Annotated in this window: 18 protein-coding genes; 3 read left to right on the top strand and 15 right to left on the bottom strand. The window is 75.0% G+C overall.

Features of this window, described 5'->3' with window-relative positions:
- Positions 1–61: 61 nt before the first annotated feature.
- The 13 genes from ACI1MP_RS05170 to ACI1MP_RS05230 form a co-directional block, all read right to left on the bottom strand.
- The gene (locus ACI1MP_RS05170; protein ID WP_404867845.1) at positions 62–4,366 is read right to left on the bottom strand and encodes a BTAD domain-containing putative transcriptional regulator; all 4,305 of its coding nucleotides are present in this window, start codon (positions 4,364–4,366) and stop codon (positions 62–64) included.
- Positions 4,366–4,761, bottom strand: coding sequence for a hypothetical protein (locus ACI1MP_RS05175; RefSeq protein ID WP_152645006.1), 396 nt, complete (start codon positions 4,759–4,761; stop codon positions 4,366–4,368). The genes ACI1MP_RS05170 and ACI1MP_RS05175 overlap by 1 nt, the downstream gene beginning before the upstream one ends.
- Positions 4,762–4,841: 80 nt before the next feature.
- Positions 4,842–5,279: a TadE/TadG family type IV pilus assembly protein gene (locus tag ACI1MP_RS05180; protein ID WP_157815411.1), complete on the bottom strand. Its 438-nt coding sequence runs from the start codon at positions 5,277–5,279 to the stop codon at positions 4,842–4,844.
- Entirely contained in the window at positions 5,276–5,722 is a 447-nt protein-coding gene (locus ACI1MP_RS05185) for a TadE family protein (RefSeq protein WP_100584834.1), read from the bottom strand. The genes ACI1MP_RS05180 and ACI1MP_RS05185 overlap by 4 nt, the downstream gene beginning before the upstream one ends.
- A complete protein-coding gene (locus ACI1MP_RS05190) occupies positions 5,719–5,988 on the bottom strand; it encodes a hypothetical protein (RefSeq protein ID WP_035868447.1) in 270 nt (89 codons plus the stop codon). Before ACI1MP_RS05190 ends, ACI1MP_RS05185 begins: the two co-directional genes overlap by 4 nt.
- 52 nt (positions 5,989–6,040) lie before the next feature.
- The gene (locus tag ACI1MP_RS05195) at positions 6,041–6,928 is read right to left on the bottom strand and encodes a hypothetical protein (protein WP_043911271.1); all 888 of its coding nucleotides are present in this window, start codon (positions 6,926–6,928) and stop codon (positions 6,041–6,043) included.
- Positions 6,925–7,902, bottom strand: coding sequence for a type II secretion system F family protein (locus ACI1MP_RS05200; protein WP_404867846.1), 978 nt, complete (start codon positions 7,900–7,902; stop codon positions 6,925–6,927). The genes ACI1MP_RS05195 and ACI1MP_RS05200 overlap by 4 nt, the downstream gene beginning before the upstream one ends.
- Positions 7,902–9,503 carry a CpaF family protein gene (locus ACI1MP_RS05205; RefSeq protein ID WP_404867847.1) on the bottom strand — a complete coding sequence of 534 codons (1,602 nt, stop codon included), beginning with the start codon at positions 9,501–9,503 and terminating at the stop codon, positions 7,902–7,904. Before ACI1MP_RS05205 ends, ACI1MP_RS05200 begins: the two co-directional genes overlap by 1 nt.
- Complete coding sequence (locus tag ACI1MP_RS05210) at positions 9,493–10,902, bottom strand: hypothetical protein (protein WP_404867848.1); 1,410 nt, start codon at positions 10,900–10,902, stop codon at positions 9,493–9,495. Before ACI1MP_RS05210 ends, ACI1MP_RS05205 begins: the two co-directional genes overlap by 11 nt.
- Positions 10,902–11,534, bottom strand: coding sequence for an SAF domain-containing protein (locus ACI1MP_RS05215; RefSeq protein WP_100584838.1), 633 nt, complete (start codon positions 11,532–11,534; stop codon positions 10,902–10,904). The genes ACI1MP_RS05210 and ACI1MP_RS05215 overlap by 1 nt, the downstream gene beginning before the upstream one ends.
- Positions 11,535–11,622: 88 nt before the next feature.
- Positions 11,623–12,531: a hypothetical protein gene (locus ACI1MP_RS05220; RefSeq protein WP_404867849.1), complete on the bottom strand. Its 909-nt coding sequence runs from the start codon at positions 12,529–12,531 to the stop codon at positions 11,623–11,625.
- Positions 12,525–13,154, bottom strand: coding sequence for a hypothetical protein (locus ACI1MP_RS05225; protein ID WP_404867850.1), 630 nt, complete (start codon positions 13,152–13,154; stop codon positions 12,525–12,527). The genes ACI1MP_RS05220 and ACI1MP_RS05225 overlap by 7 nt, the downstream gene beginning before the upstream one ends.
- Positions 13,155–13,296: 142 nt before the next feature.
- On the bottom strand, positions 13,297–14,133 hold the full coding sequence (locus tag ACI1MP_RS05230; RefSeq protein ID WP_043911262.1) for a hypothetical protein: 837 nt from the start codon (positions 14,131–14,133) through the stop codon (positions 13,297–13,299).
- A gap of 167 nt (positions 14,134–14,300) precedes the next feature.
- On the opposite strand from ACI1MP_RS05230, the gene ACI1MP_RS05235 reads away from it, so the two are divergent.
- The 3 genes from ACI1MP_RS05235 (at position 14,301) to ACI1MP_RS05245 (ending at position 16,974) form a co-directional block, all read left to right on the top strand.
- Positions 14,301–14,720 carry a pyridoxamine 5'-phosphate oxidase family protein gene (locus tag ACI1MP_RS05235; protein WP_100584841.1) on the top strand — a complete coding sequence of 140 codons (420 nt, stop codon included), beginning with the start codon at positions 14,301–14,303 and terminating at the stop codon, positions 14,718–14,720.
- A 139-nt stretch (positions 14,721–14,859) separates the two neighbouring features.
- On the top strand, positions 14,860–15,315 hold the full coding sequence (locus ACI1MP_RS05240; RefSeq protein ID WP_198520348.1) for a MaoC family dehydratase: 456 nt from the start codon (positions 14,860–14,862) through the stop codon (positions 15,313–15,315).
- Between the two features lie 324 nt (positions 15,316–15,639).
- The gene (locus ACI1MP_RS05245) at positions 15,640–16,974 is read left to right on the top strand and encodes an MBL fold metallo-hydrolase (protein WP_380332855.1); all 1,335 of its coding nucleotides are present in this window, start codon (positions 15,640–15,642) and stop codon (positions 16,972–16,974) included.
- 7 nt (positions 16,975–16,981) lie between these two features.
- Here the strand turns inward: ACI1MP_RS05245 and ACI1MP_RS05250 are convergent, their stop codons facing one another.
- The gene (locus ACI1MP_RS05250; protein WP_043911256.1) at positions 16,982–17,335 is read right to left on the bottom strand and encodes a hypothetical protein; all 354 of its coding nucleotides are present in this window, start codon (positions 17,333–17,335) and stop codon (positions 16,982–16,984) included.
- A 52-nt stretch (positions 17,336–17,387) separates the two neighbouring features.
- Positions 17,388–17,921 (bottom strand): TetR/AcrR family transcriptional regulator, encoded by a 534-nt coding sequence (locus ACI1MP_RS05255; protein WP_404867851.1) that lies wholly within the window; start codon positions 17,919–17,921, stop codon positions 17,388–17,390.
- Positions 17,922–18,283 lie beyond the last annotated feature (362 nt).

Consider the following 18,283-nt stretch of genomic DNA (forward strand, 5'->3'; position numbering starts at 1 on the left):
GGCCCGGACCGCTGAGCGGCCCGGGCCTTCGTCACCTCTCCTCGCCGGTCCCGGTGCGAGCTCAGCCTCCGGTGAGGAGGTCGCGGAGCAGGGCGACCGTGTCGGGGTCGAGGTCGCGGCCGGTGCGGCGGCTGAGGGCGTCGAGGCGGTTGACGGCGCGGACGAGTTGGTCGCGGGCGCCGGCCGAGGCGTACGCGTAGAACAGGTCGCGGTGCAGGAGTTCGACGTCCGGGGCGACGGCGAGGGCGCGGAAGATGGCGGCCTCGGCGGTGCGGTGGTCGCCGTACTGGAGGCGGCGGGCGGCGAGTTCGTGGGCCGTGTCGACGATCGCCGCCAGCATGTCCTGGCGTTCGGTCTCCGCCCACGCGAAGGTGCCGGCCGGGGCCTCGGCGAACGGGGCGCCGCGGACCAGGGCGAGGGCGTGCGCGAGTGCGGCGTCCGCGGTGGTGGAGGTGGAACGCATGCCGCGCCGGTACAGGCTGCGGAACTCGTCCCAGTCGCAGCCGACCGTCGGCGCGAAGGTGTACGTCTCGGCGGGTTCCGCGGCCAGGTAGTCGCGGCCCTCCGGAGAGGTGCCCAACCAGGCTGCCAGCGCGGCGAGTTTGACGGGCAGCGGCTCGGCGAGGCGCTCCGCGGTGGCCTTCGGGTCGAGGTGGGCGGCGCCGGGGTGGATGTCCCGGTCGATCGTCGAGTGCTCGGAGCCGGGGCGCAGCGCCAGGTACGCGGCGAGTTCGGTCAGCCGGGGGCGGCCCGCCGGGTCGATGGTCCCCGCAACCCCGAGGACGTCCACCGGGCCGAGCAGCCGGATCCGGGGTGCGGAGCGCAGGTGGTGCGCCTCCGGGGAGCGCAGGATCGCCAACAGGTCGTCACTGTCGGTCCGGGAGGCAGTGCTTCCGGGCCGGGCGGACGGCCGGGCGGCGATGCTCACGCCGTGCGGGTCGGGCGCCTCCGCCTGGTCGTGCATCGGCGTGGGCTCGGCCACCGAGGGCACCACGGGCGCGGCGGGCGCGGCGGGGGCAACCGGCGCGACCGGGGCGGGGGCGATCTCGGGGACGGTCGCGACGGGCGGGAGCTCGAAGTACTGGGTGCCCTCCGCAGCGGGTTCCGCGACCGGCTCCACGGCCGGCTCCGTGCTCGGCTCCGGGGCGCTCTCGGCCGGCAGGAGTTCGAAGTACTGCGTGCCCTCGCCGTACTGCACCGGCTCCGCGACCGGCGCCGGAGCGGCGTCCACGGGCGGGAGTTCGGCGGTGTCGGTGGCGTCCGGGCCCTGCTCGACGGGGCTGTCCGCCGAGGTCGGGTAGGCGCCGAGACGCGGGTCGATGCGGGTGCCGTGCGGCGGGGTGGTGGCCTTACGGGCCTGCCCGTTGGCGGCGTGCCGGGGCGCAACAGGCTCGGCGGCCGCGGGCGGGACGGGGGCCGCCGGCGGGACGGGGGCGACCGGGGAGACCGGGATGACGGCGTAGGGGTTGGTGGGGGCGGTGGGGACGAGCCCCGCGAACGGGCTGCTGCCGGTGGGGACGACCCGGGCCACCACGCACGGTCCGGCGGCGTCGCCGTCGGCGGCGGGCTTGGCGAGCGAGAGCGGTGACGGTGCGTCGGTGACGTCCTGCTGCGCTCCGCCGGGGCCGCCGAGCAGGGCGATCAGCCGGGCGTCGAGCGCGGTGTCGGCCCGCTCGGAGGACCGGCCGGAGGGCCGCTCGGAGAGCCGTTCGGCGGACCGTTCGGAGGCGAACGCGACGGGCTCGGCGTCGAGGCCGATCAGCCCGGGGTGGGTGGCGATCGCCGCGCCGACGGTGGCCAGCGCGGGGACGGCGGGCAGCGGGAGCTCCTCCTCGTCCTCGGGGCCGTTGTGCGGGCCGTCGAAGGTCCACTCGGGGGCCGGGTGCTGGGTGAAGTCGCCGGAGGCGCGGACGAGTTCGCCGAGCTGGTCGTACTGTTCGCGGCTCAGGCGCTGGAGTTCGACGCTCAGGTGCAGCCCGGGCAGCGTGGACTGGCCGGTCGCGGGGAGCGTCCAGCGGGCGACCGGGCCGGCGCCGCGCTCGGGGGCGCGGGTGAGGACGGCCAGGCAGGTGCGGGGGCGGCCGTCGAGCAGGCGGCCGAGCTCGGCGGGGATGGTGCCGGCGGGCGGCTGTGCGGAGAGCACGATCTCCGGCACCCACGCCTCGTCGGCGCTGCCCCGACTGCGGGCCTCGCGGGGGCTGCCGGCCTCGGCGGCGACCAGGGTGGCTCGGGCCTTGGCGGTGCGCGGGCCGAGCGCGGCGAGCGCGGCCTCCAGGGTGGCGTGGTGGTGGACCCGGTCGGTGGCGGGGCCGGCGGCGGGCAGGTCGGTGGCGATGCCGACCAGGTGCAGGTGGAGGCGGTCGGCGAGCGGGCTGTGGGCGAGTTCGACGGCGAGGGTGCGCAGCACGTCGTCGGCGTCGTCGGGGTGCCCGGAGAGGTGGACCAGGCGGACGGTCTCCAGGTCGGCGAGGACGGTGGAGCCGTCGGGGCTGTTACCGAGGGTGACCAGCGCCGGGTAGGGGGCGCTGTACTTGGCGGCCTGTCCGGCGGACAGCAGTTCGCCGGAGTCGTCCGGGCACCACCACACGTTGGGGGCGTGCGCGGCCCGGAACGGGGCGATCGGCACGGCGGGCGCGGCGAGGTGCAGTTCGACGGTGCCGGCGGTGGTGATCCGGGCGGCGACCAGGGCGGGCAGCCGCTTGTCGCCGCGGACGGTGTTGCGGCCGAGGGTGCGCAGCGCGCGGTTGAGCAGGTCCAGGCCGCCGTCGTTCTGACGGGCCTTCAGCTCGGCCTCCAGGCGCCCGGCGGGGCCGGACGGCAGGGCGATCCGGTGCCGGGGGCGGCGGGCCCGCTGCTGGTCGGTGCGGCGGCGGGCGACCAGGGTGATCAGGGCTGCGGCCATCAGCACGCCGATGGTGGAGACCGCCAGCGGCACGGTGTAGTCGTCACCGTGGTGCGCCTGCTGCTGGTCGCCGGCGGCGGGCAGGTCTGCGGCGGGCGCGCTGTCCTGCGGCGCAGGCGGCTGGGCGGCGGGCGTCTCGGCAGCCGGTGTCTGAGCGGCCGGCGGCTGAGCGGCGGGCGTCTCGACGGCGGGCGGCTGGGCAGCGGGCGGCTGGGCGGCAGGCGTCTCGGCCACCGGCGTCTGCGCCGGCGGTGCCGTCCGCTCGTCGACCTCCGGCCGCTCGGGTGCGTGGCTGCGCGGAACGGTCAGCTGCGGAGCGGGCAGCGGGGCGGTCGGCGACTGGGCGTCCGGCGGCTGCGGAGCGGGCGTCTGGGGAACGGGCGGCTGCGCGGGGGCCGGCTGCGCGCCGGGGACGGTGAGCACCATGCCGGGGGCGAGCACGTCCGGGTCGGTGAGCTTCTCGCCGTCGGGGGCGGTGACGCCCTTGTTGGCGTCGAACAGCTCGGGCCAGCGGTCGCCGTCGCCCAACTCCCGCTGGGCGATGGAGGACAGCGAGTCGCCGCCGTGCACGGTGACGGTGGCGTGGGCGGCCGCGGACAGTCCGGGCGGGGTGACGGCGGCGCTCCGGTTGCTTCCACCGGCGGCGGCGTCGGCCGCCGGGGCGGCGGCGCCGTCGGGCTTGGCGTCGGCGGGCATCAGCAGCTGCCAGCCGGGCTGGATCGGCCGGTCGGCGTCGAAGCGGGTGCCGGAGTCGTCCATCGGGCGGCCCGCGTTCAGCTTGGCGATCTCCGTCCAGCGGTCGCCGGAGCCGAGTTGGCGTTCGGCGATGGACCACAGGCTGTCGGCGGGCCGGGAGTCGCGGACGGTGTAGCTCGGCTGCTGCGGGTCGGCGGTGGGCGCGGTGGCCGGAGCGGCGGCGGGCAGCGCGGCGAGCGCCGGGGAGGTCGTCAACTGGGCGACGGCGGCGGGGCGTTCGCCGAGTTCGGGGGTGGCGGCGAAGGCCGAGCCGGCCACCGGGAGCAGGGCGAGGACGGAGCCGACCAGGCCGGCCGCGATCCGCTGGCTCCAGCCGAAGGCGGGGATCCGGCGGGCCACCCGGCCGCGCAGCTGGGCGGGGATCTCGATCAGGACGGAGGCCAGGAAGCACAGCCAGCCGAGCCAGCCGACGGCGACCAGCAGCCACAGGAACAGGCTGCCGTCGTCGGGGCTGGTGAGGGCCTCCAGCAGGCCGCGGCCCAGCGGGTTGCCCATCGCGGCGACGGTGGCGGTGCCGTAGCCGAGCAGCGCGGGTACGCCGATCAGCAGCAGGGCCAGCGCCAGCAGTGAGCCGAGCGCGGCGAACACCGAGCCGCCGGCGCCGCGCCGGCGGGTGGGGCGCAGGTGCACGGGCGGGGTGCCGCCGGGGTGCGGTCGCCGCTCCTGGCGGCCCTTGCGGTGCTGGTCGTCGGCTCCGCGCGCGGCCATCAGCCGGTCGTCCCTTCCGTGATGCCGTGCACCAGGGTGGCCTTGCCGTGGCCCTGCACGGGGAGTGTGGTGATGCCGACCAGGCCGAGCAGCGCGGTCGGGTAGTCCGTTTCGACGGTGACGCTGAAGGTCTTGAGGTCGCCCTGCCGGGGGAAGCCGATGGCGCCCTTGACGCCGTGGCTGCGCAGGTAGGCGGTCGCGGTCCGTTCGGCGGCGGCCCGGTCGAAGCGGTAGCCCTGGCCGGCCCGCAGCGCGTCGATGTCGAGTTGCTGTCCGCCGGCCCGGGCGGCTTCCTGGGCGAGCGCGTCGGCCCGTTCCACGGCGCGCAGTCGGCCGCCGCAGTCGAGGACCAGGCCGACCACGGCCACCAGGCTGACGGCGGTGACGGCGACCATGACCGAAATGCTGCCCCGGTCACGGCAGTTCACGCCTTGTTCGTTCACAGTCCCTCCCCCCATCCGGTGGTGCCGTGCGGTCAGTTTCCCCGATACCGGTCCACCACGGAGGTGAATGTACCGGTGAGCGTCTTGTGGCCGGGCAGGCCGTCCAGTTCCATCAGGTCGCCGAACGCGACGGTGCAGGAGACCTTGACGGTGATGGTGGTGAGCGGTTCGCCGTCGGTGTTCAGGATGCCGTACTCGGGCTCCCCCACGGGCTCGGTCGCGCACTGCACGTGGCGGTCTTCGAGGGCTTGTGTCACGGCGTCCGCCGCTGCCTGCCGGGCGCCCTCCGGGGTGCGGGCCAGCGACGCGGCGCGCGCGCCGGAGCGGGCGGCGGCGTCCACGATCGCGCCGGTGCTCTGGACGCGCCCGGCGGCGACCGCCATCAGCGCGAAGGCGAGCACCACGGGCACGAGTATCGCGGCCTCGATCGCGAACGACCCGCGGTCGTCCTTCAGGTGTCGGGTCGTCACGGCTGCCCCTGCGGTACGAACTTCTCCCGGGGGGCGCTGGCGGTCTTGGTGAGCGTGAGCCGGTCGAAGAAGGGCAGCACGGACGCCGGGTGCACGGTGACGGACAGCCGGTACAGCTCGGGGTCGCCGTTGTCGGGGTCGATCCGCTCCAGCCGGGCCAGGTTGCCCAGCCGGTCGGTGAAGTCCTGGGCCCGCCTCGGCCCGTCGTCCGTGTGCGCGCCGTTGACGCGTCCGGCGTCCACGCCTTCCCGGGCGGCGGTCAGCGCGGCCTGGTCGGCGTACCACCAGAGGCCGGCCTGCACGACCAGGAGGATGACGAACAGCACGGCGGGGAAGACGATGGCGAGGCTGATCGACATCGCTCCCACGTCGAGCGTGCGTCCGCGGAATCGTCGGGCCGTCAGGGCGGCGCGGGCGAAGGGCCGGGGCGGGCGTCGGGTCACGGCGCCTGGCCTCCGTCCGGGACGTTCTGCGGGATCTTGTTCTTCACGTTGGTGCCGAGCTGGGTGATCGCGTAGACCACCGCTCCGGCGATGGCGACCAGCACGATGACGGCGAGCGCGAGTTCGATGCTGATCGCGCCGCGGTCGCCGGAGGCCCGGGCGGCGCGCAGCTTGACCAGGCGGAACTCGAGGACGGGGCGCAGCAGGTGGACGGGGAACAGCAGCGGCAGCAGAACTGCTGTTGCCAGGGCGCGGATTCGGGTCATGGTGTGCTCTCCGGTGCGTTCGGTGCGGGGGGACGGGGTGCCTGCGGTGGGGTCATTGGACGGTCAGCATCTGGTAGAGCGCCGGGAAGACGATCAGGACCGTCATCAGCAGGGTGAGCGCTGAGCCGGGGGCGACCATCCGTTCGCTGTCGGTGTTGGCCTTGGCGAGTTCCTCGGAGAGCAGTTCGCCGCGCAGGCTCTTGGCGCGGGCCCGCAGGGTGTCGTAGACGGCGGCGCCGTCGACGCCGGAGATCCGCATGATGTCGGCGACGTCCTGGAGCGGGGTGAGCCCCAACTCCTGGGCGAGGGCGTCGAGTCCGTCCCAGGGCGGGAGCCGGTCGGTGGCCGCGCGTTCCAGGGCGTCGCGGATCCGGCGGAACACGGTGCCGCGGCCGGCGGCGGCGGCCCGGCGCAGGGCTTCGGCGGGTCCGCAGTCGGCGGCGCGTTCCAGCGCGACGAGTTCCAGGTAGGCGGCGATGCCGTGCAGGTACTCGGTGCGGGCCTCCTTGGCCTCGCCGGCCACGATGCCGTCGGGGACGAACCAGAGCAGGGCGCCGAGCAGCGGTCCGACCAGCACGGGGACGGCGAGCGGCAGTCCGTCGCCGAACAGGGCGGCCAGGGCGGCGAACCAGCCGGGCAGGGCGAGGCCGAGGACGGCGAACAGCACCTTGTGGGCCATGAACCGGGCGGGGCTGCGGCCGATCAGCGCGAGTTCCTGCTGCGGGATGCGGACCCCGGGCAGCTGGAGGGAGCGCGTCCCGACCCGGTCGTACCAGGGGTCGGCGGGGTTCTCGGCGGTGTCCCGGCGCGGTTCGGGGGTGCGGTGCAGCCGGTCCAGGGCCTGGCCCAGGTCCGGTGGGGCGGGCCGGAGTTCGGCGAGCAGCAGGGCGAGGCCGCCGGCCGCGGCGGCGCCGGCCAGGACGGCCCAGGGCGAGATCATCGGGCCCCCTTGACCAACGGGTCGGTGTCGTCGCCGGCGGCGGTGTCGGGGCTCTCCTCGGCGGTGCGCTGTCCGGGCATCCGGCCGGCCTTGGAGCGCCGGTCCTGTTCCAGGATCCGCGGCAGCGGGGTGTAGGAGGCCAGCGCGCGCATCCAGGCGATCACCAGCACGAACGCCACCGCGACGACGCCGAGCACGAGTTGGCCGATGCCGGTGGTGTAGGGCTGGGTGTAGCTGGAGTTGAACGAGCCGAGGACGACGACCAGCAGGATGATGCCGACCATCCAGCGGATGGTGGTGCGGTGCTTGGCGCGGTCGGCTTCGATGGTGCGGCGCTGGCGGACCTCCTCGCGCACCGACTCGGCCATGTCGGAGAGCGCCCGGGCCAGGCCGGGGCCGCTGTCGCCGGCCCGCAGCAGCAGTGCGGCGAGCACCTTGTCGGCGGTGGCGTCGGCGAGTTGGTCGGCGAAGGCGCGCAGCGCGTCCTCCGGGCGCCAGCGGGCCTGCAGGCGGGCGGCGAGGTCGGCGATCTCGGTCTCCAGGGCGGCGGGTGCGGTGCGGCGGCTGGTCACGATGGCCTGGTTGAGGCCGACGCCGAGCAGCAGTACGTCGGCGAGGCGCTGGGTCCACTCGGCGAGTGCCTCCAGGCGTTCGATCCGGCGGGTGTCGGAGCGGGTGGCGTCGAACAGCCAGGGCAGGCCGAACACGGCGGCGGGCACCAGCAGGGCGACCAGCGGGATGCCGGTGAACAGCCAGCCGGCCGGGCCGCCGAGCAGGGCCAGCGCGAGCTGGACGCGGCGCAGCCGGGCGATGCCGGGCGAGGCGGTGCCGGGCGCGCCGTACCAGAGGGTGTGCAGCCGTCCCTCCAGCGGGTTGGCCCGCTCGTCGGGGTCGCGCTGTCGCCCGGTCAGTCCGGCGACCAGGGCCACCAGTCCGCCGGCGACGAGCAGTCCGCACAGCACGTACAGCAGCATCAGCGCATCCCCCCGATCCGCAGGTTCAGCGGCGCGCCCCAGGTCCCGTACGGGGAGGCGAGCAGTCCCGCGTCGAATCCGGCCCGGCGCAGGTCGTCCAGGCAGTGCGGCGGGGTGACGGGGACGGCCCGCACCTCGCCGAGTTCCGGGCGCGGCCCGAAGACGGTGTTCATCGCGGGCCGTCCGGACTCGCCGAGGCCGGCCACCTCCAGGACGTGCGAGACGAACCGGTGGCGGCGGCCGCCGACGGCGGTCTCGTCGACCATGGTGACGTGCACGATGAAGTCGATGGCGTTGGCGGTGAGCCGGTACGCCAGGCTGTCGGTCATGTGGGAGCCGTACTCGAGGCAGAGTTCGGCGATCCGGTCGACCACCATGTGCGGGCCGCGGGCGTGCAGGGTGCACATCGAGCCGCCCTCGCCGTTGGTCATCACCCGCAGCATCGGCACCACTTCGCCGGAGCGGACCTCGCCGACGATGATCCGCGACAGGGTCATCCGCAGGGCGGCGGGGATGAGTTCGCCGATGGTCAGCTCGCCGGCGAGGCGGCCGTCGACGCGTTCGCCGTTGCCCTCGCGGGCCTCCATCGGGACGACCTGACGCAGGTGGCCGAGGGTGTGCAGCCAGAGTTCGAACTCGGACTCCAGGGTGCCGATCCGCTCGTCGGGCGGGATCTCGGCGGCCATCGCGCGCAGCAGGCTGGTCTTGCCGACGCCCTGGGTGCCGGTGATCATCACGTTCTTCCGGGCCCGGATCGCGGCGGCCAGGAACGCGGCCAGGGTGGTGTCCACGGTGCCGAGTTGGACCAGGTCGCGGAGGGTGGCGCTGGCCACCCGGTGGCGGCGGATCGCCACGTACGGGCGCGGGGTGACCTCGGTCATCGCCTGCAGGCGCATGCCGCCCTCCAGGCGCAGCGCCAACATCGGGCTGGCGGTGGACAGGCTGCGTTCGCCGCCGCCGTGCTGCCGGGCGAGGTCCTGGAGCAGTTCGATCAGTTCCTCGTCGGAGTCGGCGACCGGCGGGACCTGGCGCAGCGGCTGGTGCACCCGGGACACCCAGACGTCGTCGCAGCCGTTGATCAGGATGTTCTCGATCTCCGGGTCGTCCAGGTACGGCTGGAGCCGCCCGGCCCGGAACAGCAGGTCGTAGACGGCCTCGGCGAGGGCCCGGTCCTGTTCGCGGGTCGGCGGGATGCCGTGGGTCTGCGCGTACGCGTCGGACCAGCGGGCCACCGACTCCTCGATCAGCGCCCGCCCGCGCTGGCGCCGGGTGGCCCGGTCGGCCTCGGTGCCGGACGCCTCGTTCAGCCGGGACAGCTGCTGGTGCAGCTCGGCCGCGACCTGCCGCTTCAGCTCCCGGGCGACCTGCGGGTCCACGGCCGGCACCGCGCCGGCCGCGGCGAGCGCGGGCACGGCGGAGGGCACGGCCGCCACCGGCCCGGCCGGCGGCACGGGCGCGACGGGCATCGGCGCGGGGACGGCCGGCTTGGCCCACGGCAGCCCGGCGGCGTCCGGCGAACCGCCGTACACCACCTGCCCGTTGACGGGCTGTTGCGGGCCGCCCGGGTACGGCGGCGGCCCCTGGTACGGGTTAGCGCGCACGGTGCACCTCCCCCGGGCCGTCCTCGGGCCCGTCGTCCTGTCCGGGGAACGGCGCGGGCGCGGGCGGCTGCGGCACCACCGGCGGCGCGATGTACGGCGCGGCGTACGAGATCTGCGGCTGGCTCTCCACCCGGATCGGCCACTCGCCGGTGAACTGCCCGCCCGGCTGCGGACGCGGCGGCTGGCCGAGCGGCGGCGGAACGGGCGAGGGCTGGACGGGCTGTTGGTGCGGCGGGTACGGCTGCGGCCGGCCGGGCTGCTGGTGCACGGGCTGCTGGTGCAGCGGCGGGTACGCCTGGGGCGGGTACGGCTGCTGGTGCTGCGGCTGCGGTGGGTACGGCTGCTCCGGGCGGCCGCCCACCGGTCCGGCCGCGAACGGCGGCTGCGCGAACGGGGCTCCGGGCTGCGGCGTCTGCGGGTGCGTCATCTGTTGGTGCGTCATCTGCTGCGAGGGTACGGCCTGCTGGGGCGTCGACGGCCGGGGGGCCGGTGCCTGGTACGGCTGTTGGAGCTGCGGCTGAGCCTGCTGGGGCGGCTGCGGCGGGAGCTGGGCGGGCTGGGTCCGCGGCGCCTGCTGGATCTGCGGCGGCTGCGGCGGCTGCTGGGCCTGCGGGCCGAGGCGTCGGCGGCGGCCCTCGGCGTGGTGCTGGATCCGGTCGGCGGCGGTCCGGGCGGTGCGCATCAGCTCGGAGCGGATGAACCGGCGGTCGGTGGTGTCGCCGCCGTCGGACAGCACGCGCGCGGTGCGCGGCGCGTGCGTGAGGGTGCCGAGGACGGGCAGCTGGAACTGCCGGGACACCTCGTGGTCGGGGTAGGGGCCTTCGGCGACCAGCAGCAGCCCGAGGCTGTCCGCGCCGGTGCCGTTGGTGTCGAGGTCCTCGCGCAGCGCGGCCAGCCGGGGCCGGACCGCGGACAGTCCGCGCAGCGTGGTGCGGACGGTCGCGGCGACCACGTCGGAGCGCCGGGCGAGGACCGCCATCGGGCCGTTCGCGCCGGAGCGGCCGAGGTCGAGGATCACGTCGTAGCCCTCGGGGTCGAGCGCGCGCAGCGCCTCCACCAGGGGTTCCCAGGTGTAGGCGAGGCCGGGGGCCTGGGCGGGGTCGGTGAGTCCGGGCAGCAGCAGGCGCTCGCCGTTGCCCTGCGGGGAGACGTCCAGCAGCTGCTCCCACAGGGCCTGGGCGAGCAGTCCGCGCCGGTCGGCGACGGCCAGGTTGCGCAGTCCGTACACGGCGTCGACGCGGCCCTCCAGGGCGCCGGCCAGGATCGCGCCACCGTCGGGGTCGCACTCGACGAGCAGCACCCGGCGGCCCGGGCGCAGCGGCCAGGACAGCAGCAGGGCGAGGGCGCTGCTGGTGGCCCCGGGCGCCCCCGGCCCGCCGAGCACGGCCACCACGGTCATCAGGAGCCCCCGGCGTTTCGGGGTGCGAGGATCACCTGGAACTTGCCGCCGGCCACCCAGGAGGCCAGCCGGGGGCCGTCGCCGGGGCCGATGGCGACGTCGATGACGGTGGTGCCGTCGGTGTCGGCGCGGCCGACGACGGCGACGGTGGCGGTCATGGTGTCGGGGGTGCGGGTGTTGCCGTCGGGCTTGGTGCTGTCGGGGGTGTAGACGATCAGCACCTGGAGGCCGGGCTGGAGCCGGGTGGCGGGGAGTTGGGAGCGTTTGGCGGCGAGGCCGACGATCTGCTGGCCGGGCTGGGTGGCGGGGTCGCTGGTCAGGTCGGACTTGACCAGCAGGGCGCCGCGCTTGAGGTCGGTGGTGGCGCGCAGCCCGACGGTGTGTTCGAGGTCGCGGGCGTCCAGCGGGTGCAGTGCGGGGTCGCCGGCGATGTGTGCGACCACCAGGTCGTCGTTGCTTATCACCTGGCCCATCGGCACGTCGCGGGCCAGGGCCAGGACGGCGATCCGCTGGCCGCTGCTGTTGTACAGCACCGCGCCGCCCAGTCCGCCGGCGGCGATCAGCGCGGCCGCCATCGCCAGCACGGCGGGCCTGCGCCGGCGCGCCCCGAGGCGGCGCGGCGGGGTCGGCATGCTTCGGTTCTCCACCGCTTCGCGGCCTCTCACTCGTGATGGAACGTCAATGCTGGGGCGGCGGCCGGCGGTCCGGCCGCCGGGCCGGTCAGTTCAGCACCTGGACCTCGTTGACCGGGATCCGCAGCGTCAGTCCGGGGAACTCGCTGCGCCAGGTGAAGTCCGCCATGTCGATGTCGGTGTTGGCGGAGGTCTTCGCGGTGACCCGCCACAGCAGGGCGACCCGCACGGTGTAGGCGTGGTCGGCCATGGCGGCCGAGCTCCTGGCGAAGATGTGGCTGCAGCTGGGCGTCTGACCGACGGCGAACGGGGTGCCGGGGTCCGAGCAGGTGAACTCCTGGGAGCGGCCGCCGGCGGGGCCGTCGTCGACGGACCAGACGACCTGCTTGAGCGTCACGGTGGTGGTCACGGTGTAGCCGGGCCCGGGGACGTCGTGGCTGATCGGGCCGGCGCTCTGCGGGGTGGCGTCGAACCAGAACCACACCGGGGAGCCGACCACGGCGTCGGTCTGCGGGGCGGCGTGCAGCACGGGCCGGGCGACCTTGATCTGGTCGAGGGCGTCGAACGCGAGCTGCCGGGGCGTCGGGGGCTTCATCCCGCCGGGCGGCTGGGCGAGGAAGACCGAGCCGGGCGCCTCGTTGCCGAGGCAGGCCCGGTCGTAGATCGCGCCGTCCTTGCTGGTCTTCCCGTCCCAGACGTCCTCGGTCTCCAGCGGCTGGGGCTTCGCCAGGCGGTAGTAGCAGCCGCTGGAGAACCAGCCCAGGTCGTCGCGCCAGCACGGCACGGGCTGGCCGTTCCAGCTGCAGGTGTCGGAGCCGGAGCCTCCGCCGGTCGACCCGCCGCCGGGGGTTCCGCCGCTGCCGGGTTCGTGGATGCCTGTGCAGATGATGTCGTCGGCGCACGGCGTCACGTCGGCGCTCGCCGAGGGGACGAACGCGACCGTCAGTCCGATTCCGGTCAGTGCACAGAGCGCTGCGCGCCAGGCGGAGTTCAGCATGTCTTGGTCACCTCACGGGTGAAGTCGGCGATCAGCCAGCGATTTCCGTATCTCTTCAGGACCGCGGTCACGGGGTAGCGGGACGGCCGTTGTTGCGGATCCTTGATCTGCTGGGTGGCGGCGTCCACCTGGTGCCAGCCGCTGACGTCGAGGCAGTCCTCGATCGACGCGGTGGGCGGACTGGCCTGCAGGTCGAGGGTTTTGACGAGGGGTGAGGTCTTCGGCGCTCCGGTCATCACGAGTTTCGCATCGTGCAGCTGGGTGAGCGAGAGCAGGGCCTCGCTGAGCGCGTTTCCGGTGGCGTACTGGCCGAGCGCCGTTCCGTCCGAATTCGATCGCTTGAACGCCTCGGTGCGGACGTCCCACCAGGCCTGATAGGCCGTCACCGCAGCGTGCGCCTCCAGCCCCTGGTCGCCCTGGTCGGGGACGGGGCTGCGATTCGGGTCGCTGCTCGCGGTGGGGGCGGCGGTGGCCCGGGGAAGGCCGGAGGCGGGGGTGCCGAGGCGGTCGGCGGAGCCTTTCTCGGTGGTTCCGCATGCCGTCAGGGCCGCCAGCAGGAATGGCAGAACCAGCCCGCTGATCCCAACCGCCTTAGGGCGCACCAGAATTCCGCGCTGCCGCATAGCCCCACCTTGTCGCGGCCGAACCTGTGGCGGGTCCGGACCGCGGATCTCGTCTGCCGTCCCCTGTGGTGATTCCGGGTCGCTCGGAGGTCGATTCTTCGCCAACCCGCCCCGGCACGGCAACACCCGGGGCGTCCTGACCTTACGCGGAAGGCGGATCCGTTGGGGCACTTTCTCGCCACAGAACAGCCAAAAGTTCATCGGAAAGCGGCAGTCCGGCGAGCGCTCCGCGCACGGCCGCCCGGTTGCGCATCAGGAGTCTCCCTCCGTCACGGGGCACCAGCAGTCTGGCCTCGCCGGCCGACGCCGGTTCGCCCCAGCCGAGTTGGCCCTCGACGGCGGGCTGGAGGTCGAGCGGGCCGACGGCGGCGGGCGCGCCGGGCACGCCGTGCTCCAGCACCCGGCCGAGCGCCCAGCTGAACGAGCCCTCCGCGCCGGGGAGCACGCCGTCGCGTCCGCGCCGCCCGGCGCTCCAGCGGCCGATCCGGCCCCACAGCGGCACCCGGGAGTGGCCGAGCAGTTCGCCCGCGCCGTCCTCGCGCAGCAGCGCCGCCCAGGTGTCGCGGTCGGCGACCGCGTCGACGATCAGCAGGGTCTCCTCCTGCTCGCCGTGCACCATGGCGCTGGTGATCCAGTCCCAGGCGAGGCCGCGCCGGTAGGCGTTGTCGGGCGTGGATCCGGCGGTGACCAGGGCGACCCGGCGCCCGCGCGGGTCGGCGATCAGCTGGCCGAGCAGGCAGACCACCAGCCAGCGGGCCGGCCGCGCGGAGGCCTGGCGCAGCGCGGTGAGCAGCGTGTTGGCGTCGGCGTCGGCGGGCGGCATGCTGACGTTGCTGCCGCGGGTGCCGGCGTCGAAGGTGCGGCCGGGCAGGGCGGCGGCGAGGGTGCGGGCGCCGTCGGCGGCGCGGGCGGAGCCGCCGTGGCCGCGTTCGGGGCCGCCGTCCGCGCCGATCACCACCAGTTCGATGCCACCGCTCACCTGTACCGCCCCCTCGCCTGCGCATTCCGGCCACCAGTGAGTGCTGCGGCCGAATGCCAAGGTATCGCCGAGCGGTGTCGGCGCGCGCCGAATTCGGCCCGATGAGCCCCAGCTCAGGGACCATGGGCCCTGTTCGTGGGCGGTGCGGGCGGGGCACCATCGGCCTTATGGACCGAGACGACCGGGTGGAGACCCTGAGCGAGGCCGAGTGCCTGCGCCTGCTCGGCGCCGTGCCGTTGGGGCGCGTGGTGTACACCGAGCACGCGCTTCCGGCGGTGCTGCCGGTGGCTTTTCGACTGGCCGAGGACGGGCGGCTGATCCTGGCGCTGCGCACCGGGACCAGGGTGGCCAGGGCGCTGGACGGGACGGTGGCGGCGTTCCAGGTGGACGATTTCGACCCGGCGGGCCGCTGCGGCTGGAGCGTGCTGGTGCACGGGCGCGCCGAGGTGGTGCGGGACGCGGAGGAGCGCGCGGCGCTGGAGTCGGACGGTCTGCGCCCGTGGATCCCGGAACCGGGCCCGGAGTACGTGGCGATCACCCCGGAGCTGGTCTCCGGCCGCCGGCTGATGCCCGACCCCGCGCTGTGATCCCGCCGGGGCCGGTCCGGTCGCTCGCCCGCGGCGCGGCCGGCCCCGGCCCCCACTGACAGGTGACCGGCGAGTAGGCATACTCTGCGGGGCGGCCCGGACGGGCCGTCCCTGCCCCGTCGCACCTGTGGAGCGCACCGTGACGACCTTCGCCTCGCTCGCCGATCTGACCGCCGCCGTCGGCGCCGAACTGGGCACCAGCGAGTGGCACACCGTCGACCAGGAGCGGGTGAACCTGTTCGCGCAGGCGACCGGCGACCACCAGTGGATCCACGTCGACCCGGAGCGCGCCAAGGACTCCCCGTTCGGCGGGACGATCGCGCACGGCTACCTGACGCTGTCGCTGCTGCCGGTGCTGGCGAAGGAGTGCTACGCGGTGGAGAACATCGCGATGGCCCTCAACTACGGCTCGGACAAGGTCCGCTTCCCCGCCCCGCTGCCGGTGGGCTCGGCGGTCCGGGCGACGGCGGTGCTGGTGTCGGCCGACGAGGTGCCCGGCGGGGTGCAGGCGGTGGTCCGGTTCACCATCTCCAGCGAGGGCAGTGCCAAGCCGCACTGCGTCGCCGAGACCATCACCCGCTTCTACCGGGCCTGATCTGCGCCTTTTCACGCTTCCCGCACGGACCGTCCCGCAACCCGGGGCGGTCCGTTCTCGTTGGGCCGAACGGCGCGCCGACGGCCCGTTCGGTGGGTTTTGGTCGTTTGGAAAGGTAATGTCCAGGTTCGAGATGCGTCGTCCGCGCCGGGGTTTCCGGCTGCCCGGGCGGCGCCGTCCGGCCTGCCGTCGACCCGTGCGGGGCGCAACTGCGTTCCGCCGCCCCGGCACGCCGCCGTTCGGGTGTTCTACCGTGGAGGTGCCTTGTCCCGTCCCGTCTCCTGGCTGTTCCGCGCCGGTGAGCTGGCTGCCGAGGCCGGGCTCCTGCTGCGCGACGTGAAGCGCTCCTACCGGACCCTGCCGCGGGAGAGCTGGCACCGGGTGCGCACCGACGCGTTCGGCGCCGACCCGCGCGGCAAGCGCCTGCACAGGGTCTCCGGTTCGCCGCACTTCGTGGACGGCTCCTTCCGCAACCCGGTGCCCACCCGCCCGCTGGCGTACGGGCACACCCCGCTGGCGCTGATGCGCACCAGGCTGGCAGTGGACGGCGGCCGCCGCAGCCCCGCCGCCGCGGTGCCGGTGCACCGGCTGCTGCCGGCCGAGCTGTCCACCCCGCCCGAGTCCGGGCTGCGCCTGACCTGGCTCGGCCACGCCACGGTGCTGGCCGAACTGGACGGCGTGCGGGTGCTGTTCGACCCGGTGTGGAGCGAGCGGGTCTCGCCGTTCGACTGGATCGGCCCCAAACGGCTGCACCCGGTGCCGCTGCCGCTGGCCGAACTCGGGCCGGTGGACGTGGTGGTGATCTCCCACGACCACTACGACCACCTGGACATGGACACCATCCGCACGCTGGCGGCGGGCGACGCGGTGTTCGCGGTCCCACTGGGCGTCGGCGCGCACCTGGAGCACTGGGGCGTCGAGCCGTACCGGATCGTCGACCTCGACTGGTGGGAGTCCGCCGAACTGGACGGCCTGCGGCTGACGGCCACCCCCGCCCGCCACTACTGCTCGCGCGGGCCGCGCCCCAGCGGCAAGTTCCTCTGGTCGTCCTGGGTGGTGGAGAGCAAGCGCCACCGTCTGTTCCACAGCGGCGACACCGGCTGGTTCCCGGGCTTCGCCGACATCGGCCACCGCTTCGGGCCGTTCGACGCCACCATGATGCAGGTCGGCGCGTACTCCGAGCACTGGCCGGAGGTCCACCTGACGCCCGAGGAGGCCGTGCAGGCGCACCGCGACCTCGGCGGCAAGGTCATGCTCCCGATGCACTGGGGCACCTTCGACCTCGCCCCCCACCCGTGGGAGGAGCCCGCCGAACGGACGGTCGCCGCCGCGCACGCCGCCGGCGTCACGCTGGCCGTCCCGCGCCCCGGCAAGCCCTTCGAACCGGCCGACCCGCCGCCCGCCGCACCCTGGTGGCGCGCCGTCGCCGCCACCCCGGCCGGCGCCGACGTGCTCGTTCCCGAGGCCTCCTCCCCCGTCCCGGACACCCCGGCCGGCCTCACCGCCGCCGCCCCGCGCCCGGACGCGCCGCTGGCCGCGGCCAAGCCGGCCGCGAGCGCCGTCCGGACCGTCGAGCCGGAGGCCGCCGCGGCCGAGCACTCCTCCGGCCGCTCCCCCGGCCGCTCCGGCCAGGACGGCGGGCCCGTCCGGCCGGCCTGACGCCCGCTCAGTGCCGCAGTGCGCCCTCGACCAGGGCCACTGCGGCCCGCGGGTCCTCCACCTCGACGATCACCCGGGCGTACTGCTCGTCCGCGAGCTCGATCACCACGGCCTTCGCCGGGTTCTTCACGTCCCAGAACACCAGCTCGCCGTGCCGGCGGAAGCGGCCCGCCGTGATCAGACCCGGCCACTGGGTGCCGCCGACCTTGATGCCCTTCGGCTCCGACGCGACGCCCGGATCCGCGGTCGCACCACGGACGTTGGCCAGTGGGATCTCTATTCGGCTCTTGATCGCCCAGAGCTTGTCCAGACCCTCGATCTCCACGACCAGCGTCCCGTTGTCGACAGACAGTCGAGCCATCTCGGTGAACCCTCCTCGTACGGTGTGTGCGAAACAGTGAGTCGACGGCCGGTCAGTCGGCCAGTCTGGCGGCCAGCGCACGGACCGCCGGGGCGGACGCCGCCGGCCCGAACGCCCGGTCCCGCAGCCGCAGTCCGAGCACGCTCGCCCCGAGCGCCCCGATCAGCGGGCTGTCGGCCGGCTCGCCGAGCACGGCCGCGAGCGCCCGCTCCAACGCCCGCAGGGCCTCCTCCACCAGCGCCGCGACGTCCGGGTCGGTCGGAGCCTGGTGAACCGCGGCGGACAGCAGCAGCCCGGCCGCGGCACCGCCGTCGAACCCGCCCGCCGCCTGCGCGAGCGCCTCCGCCGGGCCGCTGGTGACGGTCAGCGCCGCCACGGTGGGCAGCACCTCGTCCTCCAAGTGGTGCCGGAGCGCGGCGAGATACAGCCCCCGCTTGCTGCCGAACACCTTGTACAGGCTGCCGCGGTGCACACCGAGGCCCTGCACCAGGTCGTCGACCGAGGTGCCGTCGTAGCCGCGTTCGGCGAACAGCACCGCGGCCCTCCGGATCGCCTCGGCCTCGTCAAAGGCGCGTGGTCTTCCCATGCCCACGACCCTAGACATTCGAGAACGATCGGTCAAGAACGAGCGTTCCAGAACTCGCGCGGCGCGGCGTTCCGGTCCACGGCGTCGAACTGTCGCGGGCGATGGTGAAGCGCCTGCGCGCCAGGCCGGGCGGCGCGGAGATCCCCGTCACCGAGTGGGCCTGCACCGTCCACGACACCGTCACCCAGGACGCGACCTGCCACTGCCTCACGGTCGCCGAGGACGGCCGCGGCGAAGCCCGAACGATGCCCTTCCGCCACGTCCGGCCCGCCGAGCTGGACCTCATGGCCGACTCGCCGGCCTGCGGCTCCGCCACCGCTGGGACGGCCGGACCCGCGCGCGCTTCACCGGGAACAGCGCCC

Source organism: Kitasatospora griseola (assembly GCF_044999035.1).
Taxonomy (GTDB): Bacteria; Actinomycetota; Actinomycetes; order Streptomycetales; family Streptomycetaceae; genus Kitasatospora; species Kitasatospora griseola.